General features: G+C 28.6%; 11 protein-coding genes and 1 tRNA gene. 11 read left to right on the top strand and 1 reads right to left on the bottom strand.

The window, feature by feature from the left end:
* The first annotated feature begins 58 nt into the window (after positions 1-58).
* The 5 genes from VJ881_08745 (at position 59) to VJ881_08725 (ending at position 2,803) form a co-directional block, all read left to right on the top strand.
* A tRNA-Asn gene (locus VJ881_08745) sits at positions 59-134 on the top strand.
* A gap of 129 nt (positions 135-263) precedes the next feature.
* A complete protein-coding gene (locus VJ881_08740; GenBank protein HKL76141.1) occupies positions 264-617 on the top strand; it encodes a carboxymuconolactone decarboxylase family protein in 354 nt (117 codons plus the stop codon).
* A 5-nt stretch (positions 618-622) separates the two neighbouring features.
* A complete protein-coding gene (locus tag VJ881_08735; protein ID HKL76140.1) occupies positions 623-1,522 on the top strand; it encodes a mechanosensitive ion channel domain-containing protein in 900 nt (299 codons plus the stop codon).
* Positions 1,522-1,968, top strand: a complete 447-nt coding sequence (gene rnhA, locus VJ881_08730; GenBank protein ID HKL76139.1) for a ribonuclease HI — start codon at positions 1,522-1,524, stop codon at positions 1,966-1,968. Before VJ881_08735 ends, rnhA begins: the two co-directional genes overlap by 1 nt.
* Positions 1,969-1,978: 10 nt before the next feature.
* On the top strand, positions 1,979-2,803 hold the full coding sequence (locus VJ881_08725; protein ID HKL76138.1) for a purine-nucleoside phosphorylase: 825 nt from the start codon (positions 1,979-1,981) through the stop codon (positions 2,801-2,803).
* A 75-nt stretch (positions 2,804-2,878) separates the two neighbouring features.
* Here VJ881_08725 and VJ881_08720 read toward each other — a convergent pair whose 3' ends face one another.
* The gene (locus VJ881_08720) at positions 2,879-3,271 is read right to left on the bottom strand and encodes a transcriptional repressor (protein HKL76137.1); all 393 of its coding nucleotides are present in this window, start codon (positions 3,269-3,271) and stop codon (positions 2,879-2,881) included.
* 149 nt (positions 3,272-3,420) lie between these two features.
* Between VJ881_08720 and trpS the strand changes: the two genes are divergently transcribed.
* From trpS to VJ881_08690, 6 genes are all read left to right on the top strand, one after another.
* Complete coding sequence (gene trpS, locus VJ881_08715; GenBank protein ID HKL76136.1) at positions 3,421-4,440, top strand: tryptophan--tRNA ligase; 1,020 nt, start codon at positions 3,421-3,423, stop codon at positions 4,438-4,440.
* A gap of 12 nt (positions 4,441-4,452) precedes the next feature.
* A complete protein-coding gene (locus VJ881_08710) occupies positions 4,453-5,655 on the top strand; it encodes a DNA polymerase IV (protein ID HKL76135.1) in 1,203 nt (400 codons plus the stop codon).
* A 187-nt stretch (positions 5,656-5,842) separates the two neighbouring features.
* A complete protein-coding gene (gene mraZ, locus VJ881_08705; GenBank protein HKL76134.1) occupies positions 5,843-6,274 on the top strand; it encodes a division/cell wall cluster transcriptional repressor MraZ in 432 nt (143 codons plus the stop codon).
* A 13-nt stretch (positions 6,275-6,287) separates the two neighbouring features.
* On the top strand, positions 6,288-7,226 hold the full coding sequence (rsmH, locus tag VJ881_08700; GenBank protein ID HKL76133.1) for a 16S rRNA (cytosine(1402)-N(4))-methyltransferase RsmH: 939 nt from the start codon (positions 6,288-6,290) through the stop codon (positions 7,224-7,226).
* 16 nt (positions 7,227-7,242) lie between these two features.
* The gene (locus VJ881_08695) at positions 7,243-7,686 is read left to right on the top strand and encodes a septum formation initiator family protein (GenBank protein ID HKL76132.1); all 444 of its coding nucleotides are present in this window, start codon (positions 7,243-7,245) and stop codon (positions 7,684-7,686) included.
* A 14-nt stretch (positions 7,687-7,700) separates the two neighbouring features.
* Positions 7,701-9,546, top strand: a 1,846-nt coding sequence (locus tag VJ881_08690; GenBank protein ID HKL76131.1) for a penicillin-binding transpeptidase domain-containing protein, incomplete at its 3' end; no start/stop codon positions are given.

The following is a 9,546-nucleotide window of genomic DNA, read 5'->3' as shown; positions in this document are numbered from 1 at the left end:
ATGGTACTGCAAGGGCGACCTTGTGGGAGAGTAGATCGCTGCCAGAATTTATAAATGCTCCCCGATAGCTCAGCTGGCAGAGCGAGTGGCTGTTAACCACTTTGTCGCAGGTTCGAGTCCTGCTCGGGGAGCCATTTTTATGTGTACATATTTTACTATTTTTTTTATTAAGCTATTAAAATTATATATTAATTTAAATTATATTAGTTATCTGTTATAATGTATTATACGAAAGTGTATAAATTATTTGAGGAGGAACTAAAATGAGTGATAAATTATCAGAATTTAAAGAGTTTAGAGAAAAAATGAATGAAAAAATATTGGAAGAGAAAAATCTAAATATTAATCGTTTTTTTAATTTAGATACAAGAGCTTATGAAGAAGGGGCTCTTTCCTCAAAAACTAAAGAAATGCTTGGTTTAGTTGCTTCAATGGTTTTAAAGTGTGATGATTGTATTACATATCATATTACAAGATGTAAAGAAGAAGGAGTTACTAGAGAAGAATTTTTTGAAGTTTTTAATATTGCTTTAATTGTAGGTGGTTCTATAGTTATTCCTCATATGAGAAAAGCAGTTGATTTATTAGAAGAACTGTCAGATAAATCTGAGGAGTGAAGTGAATGATTAATAATCTTTCATTTTTATCAAATTTTAATGGAAAATATTTATATACATTTTTTGTAATAATAATATTAATTATAAGTAGATTTATTATTAATAAAATAATTAAATATAAAGTTTCGAATATATCGAAAAGATATAAATCGTATAAATTAAATACATATGTTACTGTTTCTTTGGCTATAATTATTATAATACCAATGTGGGTTAATAATTTTAAATCACTTTTTACATTTTTGGGAATATTTTCAGCAGGTCTAGCTATTGCACTTAGAGATGTAGTCATTAATTTTTTTGGTTGGATCTATATTTTAAGTCGAAGACCTTTTAGTTCTGGAGATCGAATAGAGATTGACGGAGTTAAAGGAGATGTTATTGACATTAAGTTAATGGAATTTACATTAATGGAAGTTGGTAATTGGGTAGACGCTGAACAGAGTACTGGTAGGATAGTAAATATTCCTAATGGTAAAGTATTGAGTATGAATACAGCTAATTTTACAAAGGGATTTGAGTTAATTTGGAATGAAATAACAGTATTAATTACTTTTGAAAGTGATTGGAAAAAAGCAAAATCAATATTAAATGATATAGCCCAGAAGAATTCTTTAGAACTTAATAAAAATTTAAAAGAAAGTATAATACATTCAGCACGTAAAAATTATCAAAAATTAACTCCAATTGTATATACAAAAGTAAAATCAAGTGGTGTTGCACTAACGATTAGATATTTATGTAAACCGCGAAAAAGAAGAACAACTTCTGAAAAATTTTGGGAGAATATATTAGATGCATTCGAAAATGAAGATGAAATTCAATTTGCCTATAAAACTTACAGAAATATTAATCCGGAAATAACTAAGTTCTTAAATGACCGAAAAAGGGAAGGGGAAGAATAGTGAGTGAAGAAAAAGAAAGTGTAATTATTTATACTGATGGTGCATGTGCAGGAAACCCAGGTCCTGGGGGATATGCTGCAATTATTATTGGAGAAAATACCAGAAAAGAAATTAGTGGTTTTCAAGAAGATACAACAAATAACAGAATGGAATTAAAAGCTGTTATTGAAGGTTTAAGAGCAATAAGAGCAGGTAGCAAGGTAAAAGTTTTTTCTGATTCTAGTTATGTGATAAAAGGTATAACTGATTGGATAAACAACTGGAAAAAAAACGGATGGAAAACTTCTGGAAAAAAGAATGTTAAAAATAAAGATTTATGGGTTGAATTAGAAAATCTATCTCAAAAATTTGATGTAGAATTTTTGAAAGTTAAAGGTCATGCAGGAAATGAATATAATGAAAAAGCAGATAGTATGGCTAAAAAACAAATTGAATTACAAAATTAGGAGTGATATTATGTTAGAATGGAAGACAAAACGGAAAGAAGCTGCTACTTTTATTCAAAATAAAATATCAGAAACTCCAGAATTAGGAATAATTTTAGGTTCAGGATTGGGTAATTATAGTGAAGAAATTGAAGATTCTATATCAATATCATATTCAGAAATACCTAATTTTCCTACCTCAACGGTGGAAGGACATTCTGGAGAACTTGTAATTGGTAAAAAATATGGAAAAAATGTAGTTGCTATGAATGGTAGAGTACATTTTTATGAAGGTTATTCTATGAAAGAATTAGCTTTTCCAGTTTGGGTCATGAAAGAACTTGGAGTAGAAAAATTAATAATTACTAATGCTGCTGGTGGTTTAAATACTACATTTAAAGCAGGAGATTTAATGATTATTAATGATCACTTAAACTTTATGGGTACTAATCCATTAATTGGACAAAATGATGAGGAAATTGGTCCAAGATTTCCTGCTATGACTGATGCTCATCCTGATGAGCTTATTAAATTAGCAAATAATGCTGCTGAAGAAATTAATGAACATGTAATGAATGGGACTTATTTGGCAATAACTGGACCTGTCTATGAAACTACAGCTATGAGTAAGTTTCAAAGATTAATAGGTGCTGATGCAGTAGGAATGTCTACTGTACCTGAATTGATAGCTGCAACTCATGCTGGTATGCAAAATCTCGCTATTTCCTGTATCACAGATATTGTTGAAGAAAACCCTGAAGATAGTCTGACTCATGAAGAAGTAATAGAAGTTGCGGAAAAAACAAAACCGCGTTTTATTAAATTAATGGATAAAATTATAGAAAAAATTTCTTAAAAAATAAAAAAATAATATTAAAAATAAAAAAGCTGGAACTTTAAAAGTTCCAGCTTGAATTATCAATTATATATTTTATTGTTTTCTTTGACATTCAGGGCATAAACCATAAAATTCCAGACGATGAGTGTTTACTTTGAATGGAGTATTTTCATTTACTCTTTTATTTAAATCTTCAATTACACTGTGTTCAATATCAAAAACCTGACCACAATTTTCACATTTAAAGTGATAATGATTTTCTGGATTTCCATCATAACGACTGTAAGAACTTCCATAATCAAGTACCATTATTTCTCCCATTTCTTCCAAAACATTTAAATTTCTATAAACAGTTCCTAAACTAATATTTGGGATTTCTTCTTTAACTTGATCATAAATCCAGTCTGCTGTTGGATGGATATCAGTATTTTTTAATATATTTAATATTGCTTTTCTTTGTTTTGTCATTCGTGTATTCTTTGACATATGAATCGCTCCTTATTAATAATTATTATTATCATTTTAAGTCTAACAAATATTTATCTAAAAATCAAGTGATAAATAATTGAACAATTTAGTGTGATTTGATATTATTAAAGAAAATTATTCAGAAAATAATAAATGAGGTGGTATATATGAGTAATAAAGAAAATGATGGTCCAAAAAGAATTTTAACAGGTGATAGGCCAACTGGAAAGTTACATCTTGGTCATTATGTAGGAAGTTTAAAAAATAGAGTTAAATTACAAAATAAATATGAAACTTTTTTAATTATTGCAGATGTTCAGGCATTAACAACAAATTTTGAATCTCCAGCTAAGATATCTCAGGATGTGAGACAGGTAGCAATGGATTATTTAGCAGTTGGTATAGATCCTGAAAAAACTACTATTTTAATTCAATCAATGATTCCTGAAATTGCTGAACTTACAGTTTATTATTCCATGATTGTTACAGTAAATCAATTAAAACGCAATCCAACTATCAAATCTGAATCAGAACAATATGGTTATGATGATATGAGTTATGGTTTTTTAGGATATCCTGTTAGTCAGGCAGCGGATATTACTTTTTGTAAAGCTGATCTTGTACCTGTTGGAGAAGATCAATTACCTCACATTGAACAGACCAGACATATTGTTCGTAAATTTAATAATTTATATGGTGAAGTTTTTCCAGAACCAGAAGCTTTAGTTGGGGATTTTCCAAGATTATCAGGATTAGATGGGAAAAATAAAATGAGTAAGAGTTTAAATAATGCTATTTTCCTTTCTGATTCAGCTGAAACTGTTAAAGAAAAAATTAATAAAGCAGTTACTGATCCTGCTAGAATAAAAATTGATGACCCAGGTCATCCTGAAGTTTGTACTGTTTTTGAATACCATCAGGCATTTAATGAAGAAAATGCTGATGAGATTGAAAAAAAATGTAGAGCTGGTGAAATCGGATGTGTTGCCTGTAAAAATAGATTGACTAATACTATTAATGAATTACTTGAACCTATGAGAGAAAGAAGAGTTAAATATGAAAAAAATCCTGAATTAGTTGATGAAATATTATATACTGGAACTAAAAGGGCAAGAAAAATTGCTAAAGAAACGATGAAAGAAACAAAAGAGGTTATGAATTTAGATTATTTTTCTAATAAAAACTAAGAAGGGATTAAAATGAAAAAAGTTAATATAATGCATGTTGATATGGATGCATTTTATGCTTCGGTAGAAATGTTGGATAATCCTGAGCTTAAAGGGAAACCTGTTATTGTTGGAGGAGTAGATATGAATAACAGAGGAGTAGTATCTACTGCTTCTTATGAAGCAAGAAAATATGGAGTACATTCAGCTATGCCTATTTATAAAGCTAAAAAACTTTGCCCTAATGGTATTTATATATCAGGGAGAATGGAAAGATACAAAGAACTATCTATAGAAATACATAAAATTTTTCACAAATATACTCCTAAAGTTGAAAAAATATCAATTGATGAGGCTTTTCTTGATTTAAAAGGATGTCATAAACTATTTGGTACAAGTGAGAAAATAGGGAAAAAAATAAAAAATGAAATTGAAGATAAGGTTGGACTTACTGCTTCTGTAGGTATATCAAAAAATAAATTTTTGGCAAAATTAGCTTCAACAATTGATAAACCTGATGGGTTTAAAATAATTTATACAGATGAAGTAGATGATTTTCTTGATGATTTACCGATTGGAATGTTGTGGGGAGTAGGAAATAAAACTGAAGAGCTTTTACATGAACAGGGTGTAAAAACTATTGGTATGTTAAAAAAAATACCTAAGTATGAGTTAGAAAATCAATTTGGTAAATTAGGTATAAAATTATATAATCTTGCAAGAGGAAAAGATAATAGGGAAGTAATTTCTGAAGAAGAAATTAAATCCATTAGTCAGGAAGAAACTTTTTCAGATAATTTAACTTCTAAATTAGATATATTTTCTGCACTTATGGGAATGACTGATAAAGTATCAGAGAGGTTACATAATAAAGATCTAAGAGGTAAAACAGTTTTTATAAAAGTAAGATATTCTGATTTTAAAACTTATACAAGAAGAAAAACTGTTAAAAATTATATCAACAGTACTGACTCTATTTATGATCTGGCTAAAAAACTTTTAATAAATAATAATTTACTTAATAATAAACCTATTAGATTATTAGGAATTGGAGTTTCTAATCTCTCTCCTGACAATGAACAACAACTTTCTTTATTTGAAAAAAATATTAAAAAAGAAAAATTAAATGAAACGATTTTTGAAATAAAAGATAAATTTGGTAGTAAAAGTCTTAGAAGAGGTATAGATTTAATATATGATCATCAAAATGAACCAAAAAATAAAAAAGAAAATTAAATATTTGTTATTTTAAAGGATTAATCGTCTGGCGATTAATCCTTTTTTCTTATTTATACAAAAAATCTTAATAAAAACAAAAAAACTTCAGATAAAAAAAGGATTTTTTTTGGCTACAAAGAATATAAGAAATAGAGTGGTATAAAGTGGTGATTAGTGGAGATTATGTGGTAGAAGGTGATATTATATGTTTATGGGAGAATATAATCATAATATGGATAAAAAAGGTAGAGTAATTATTCCTGCCTCATTTCGAGATGATTTAGGAGAATCTTTTGTTATGACAAGAGGTCTGGATAATTGCCTGTTTGTATATCCTAAAGAAGAATGGAAAAAGTTAGAGGATAAACTAACCTCTCTACCAATAACAAAGAAATCTACTAGAACCTTTGTGCGTTTTTTCTTTTCTGGTGCTACTGAATGTTCTTTTGATAAACAGGGAAGGATTTCTATTCCAAAAAATTTAAGAGAATATGCTGACTTGGATAAAGAAACTGTTATTATTGGACTTGCTAATAGAATAGAACTATGGGCTAATGAAAAGTGGGATGGTTATCTAACTGAAGCAGAAGATTCATATGAAGAAATAGCAGAACAGATGGAAGAATTGGGAATATAAAAGGAGAGTTATTATGAAATATAATCATCAGCCAGTTCTATTAAATGAATGTATTGATTATTTAAATATCAAAAAAGATGGAATTTACATAGATGGTACTTTAGGTAGAGGTGGACATAGCAGTGCTATACATGAAAAATTAAACAATAAAGGAAAATTAATTTCTATAGATCGAGATAAGAAAGCAATAAAAGAGGTTAGAAAAAACTTTAAAAATAAAAAAAATATAAAAATGATTCATGATAATTTCATAAATATTCCGAAAATATTAGATGAATTAGATATAAAAGAAGTTGACGGTATGCTTTTTGATTTAGGTTTTTCCTCACCTCAAATAGATAATCCTAAAAGAGGTTTTAGTTATCAAAAAGAAGGACCACTTGATATGAGAATGAATTTAGATCAGAATTTAAGTGCTAAAGACATTATAAACAAATATTCCAAAGAAGAACTAGAAGAAATTTTAATTAACTATGGAGAAGAAAACTGGGCAGCTCGAATAGCTGAATTTATAGTTGAAGAAAGAAAGAAAAAAGCTATAGAAACTACAACTGAACTTGTAGAAATTATTAAGGCAGCTATTCCCAAAGCGGTAAGAAGAAAAGGTGGCCATCCAGCAAGAAGAACATTTCAAGCATTACGTATTGAAACAAATAATGAACTAAAACAACTTGAAGAAATGATTAAAAAAGTTGTTTTTAATTTAAAGCCCGGAGGAAGAATTTGTATTATAAGCTTCCATTCTCTTGAAGATAGAATAGTAAAAAATTCTTTTAAATATTTAAATAAAAAATGTATTTGTCCTCCTGATTTTCCAATTTGTGCATGTGATAAAAAACGCGAAGTAAACATCATCACTAAAAGTCCTATTAGAGCTACTGAAAAAGAAGTAGAGGAAAATAGAAGAGCAAGAAGTGCAAAATTACGAGTGGCAGAGAGAGTTAAAAATTGAGAGGTGGGTGATTAATATGTTACAAAGAAAAGAAAGAATAGATTATAAAAACTTTAATAATAATCAAGAAAAGGGAAATAAGAATAAAGATATATTTGTTACCTTTGTAGTAGTATTAATTATAATTGGTAGTTTATTTGCTATTCAAATTTCACAGGCAGTTACAATTACCCATCTTTCCTATAAAACAGAAGAACTAGAAACTAGATTAAATTCTCTGAAAGAAAAAAATAAAAAATTGGAAATAGAAGTAACAAAAAAGATTTCACTAAGAAAAATAGAAAAAATTGCTAAAAATGATTTAGGAATGGTTGAAGCAAAAGAGGTAAAATATGTAGCAATTAATAACCAGGAAGATAATATCCAAAAAAATGAAACTCAAAATAAGAATATGAATTTTGTTCAAGGGATACATAACTTAATTAAGAAATTAGATACAGTTAACGCCAGTTCTCCTTAAAAAGGAGGAAATATATGTTAAAAAACAAAGAAAATAAAGAAAATATAATAAGAAATAGGTTAATATTTTTATTAATTATATTAACCACTCTCTTTTTGTTTTTTATTGGTAAATTTTTCTGGATTCAGGTCGTAAATAGTGAAAAATATGAAAAAATAGCTTTAAGTCAAAGACTAAGAGAATTAAATATTGAATCAAAAAGAGGAAATATCTATGATGTTAAAGGTAATCAACTGGCAGTAAATACAAGTGCTCAAACTGTAGTTGCCATTCCTGAAGAAGTAGAAAATCCTGAAAAACTTGCAGGAAAATTAGAAGATATTTTAGATATGGATTATGAAATTATATATAAAAGATTAAGCAGTGATGCAAGTGCAAAATATCTTAAGAGAAAAGTAAATGAAACTGTAGTTAAAAAAATTAATGAATTAGAAACAGATGGGATTTTTTTCAAAGAAGAAAGTCAAAGATATTATCCAAAAGATGATTTAGCAAGTCAGGTTTTAGGATTTGCTGGTATTGATAATCAGGGGCTGGAGGGTATTGAACTTTCTTATGATAAATATTTACAGGGATTAGCTGGAAAAAAATTAATTGAAAAAGATGCTGCCGGAAGAATACTTCCAGATAGTGTCAAAAAAGATATCCCCTCCAAAACAGGGTATAATATTTACTTAACTATTGATGAGGTAATTCAATATATAGTAGAACGGGAATTAGATAATGCCATGGATAAATTTGAAATATCTGGAGCCAGTGCGATAGTAATGAATCCCGATGATGCATCAATTTTAGCTATGGCAAGCACTCCTGATTATAATCCTAATAATTTTGCTGATTATTCAAAAAACAAATGGCGAAACAAGTCAATTACTGATAACTATGAACCTGGTTCAACCTTTAAGATAATCACTACTGCTGCTGCTCTTGAAGAGGGGGTTGTTAGTGAAGGAGATCCATTTTATTGTTCAGGTAGTGTAGAAGTAGAAGGAGAAAGTATTTCTTGTTGGAAAACTGCCGGTCATGGGCATGAAAGTTTTACAGAGGTAGTTAAAAATTCCTGTAATCCAGGTTTTGTTCAGGTAGGAATGAGAGTTGGCACTGAAAAATTTTATAATTATATAGAATCTTTTGGTTTTGGTGAAAAAACTGCTATTAAATTACCTGGTGAGGCAAAAGGAATACTTAATTCTTATGAAAAAACAGGTCCAGTAGAATTGGCTACAATGTCTTTTGGACAGGGGATTGCTGTTACTCCAATACAATTAATTACTGCTGTTTCTGCAATTGCTAATGATGGTACTTTACTTGAACCTAAATTAGTGGATAAAATTACTGATGAAAAAAATAATATTGTGCAAAAAATTAAAAAAACACCTGTCAGACAGGTTGTTACTAAAAATACTGCTAAAAGAACTAGAGAACTTCTAAAAAAAGTTGTTGATGATGGAACAGGTAAAAATGCCAGTATAGATGGTTTTAGTATAGGAGGAAAGACAGGTACTGCCAAACATTATAATAATGAAATATATGATTCATCTTTTATTGGTATGGTACCAACAGATAATCCTCAATTTGTAGTTTTAGTTGTTTTATATGATGCTTCTGGTGAAAGCTATTATGGTAGCCAAATAGCTGCACCTGTTTTTAGAAATATTCTACACGATATTCTACGTTATAAAGATATCTCTCCTGAAAATTCCGAAAATCATTCAAGTTTAAAAAATAATCAACAGGTCAAAATCCCTAATGTAATAAATAAAAATATTATAGACGCTGAAAAAGAATTGAGAAAAGTAGGAGTTGATGTTAAACTAATAGGTATGGGAGAAAAAGTTATTATGCAAATTCCATTTGAAG

Source organism: Halanaerobiales bacterium, from assembly GCA_035270125.1.
Taxonomy (GTDB): Bacteria; Bacillota; Halanaerobiia; order Halanaerobiales; family DATFIM01; genus DATFIM01.
The sequence above is the reverse complement of the archived record's forward strand: the minus strand, read 5'-3'. Positions and strand labels throughout refer to the sequence as shown.

Bases quoted from the DNA above. Each gene is read 5' to 3' on its own strand.
- VJ881_08740 (HKL76141.1), top strand. From the start codon at position 264: ATGAGTGATAAATTATCAGAATTTAAAGAGTTTAGAGAAAAAATGAAT.
- VJ881_08735 (HKL76140.1), top strand. From the start codon at position 623: ATGATTAATAATCTTTCATTTTTATCAAATTTTAATGGAAAATATTTA.
- VJ881_08725 (HKL76138.1), top strand. From the start codon at position 1,979: ATGTTAGAATGGAAGACAAAACGGAAAGAAGCTGCTACTTTTATTCAA.
- VJ881_08720 (HKL76137.1), bottom strand. From the start codon at position 3,271: ATGTCAAAGAATACACGAATGACAAAACAAAGAAAAGCAATATTAAAT.
- trpS (HKL76136.1), top strand. From the start codon at position 3,421: ATGAGTAATAAAGAAAATGATGGTCCAAAAAGAATTTTAACAGGTGAT.
- VJ881_08710 (HKL76135.1), top strand. From the start codon at position 4,453: ATGAAAAAAGTTAATATAATGCATGTTGATATGGATGCATTTTATGCT.
- mraZ (HKL76134.1), top strand. From the start codon at position 5,843: ATGTTTATGGGAGAATATAATCATAATATGGATAAAAAAGGTAGAGTA.
- rsmH (HKL76133.1), top strand. From the start codon at position 6,288: ATGAAATATAATCATCAGCCAGTTCTATTAAATGAATGTATTGATTAT.
- VJ881_08695 (HKL76132.1), top strand. From the start codon at position 7,243: ATGTTACAAAGAAAAGAAAGAATAGATTATAAAAACTTTAATAATAAT.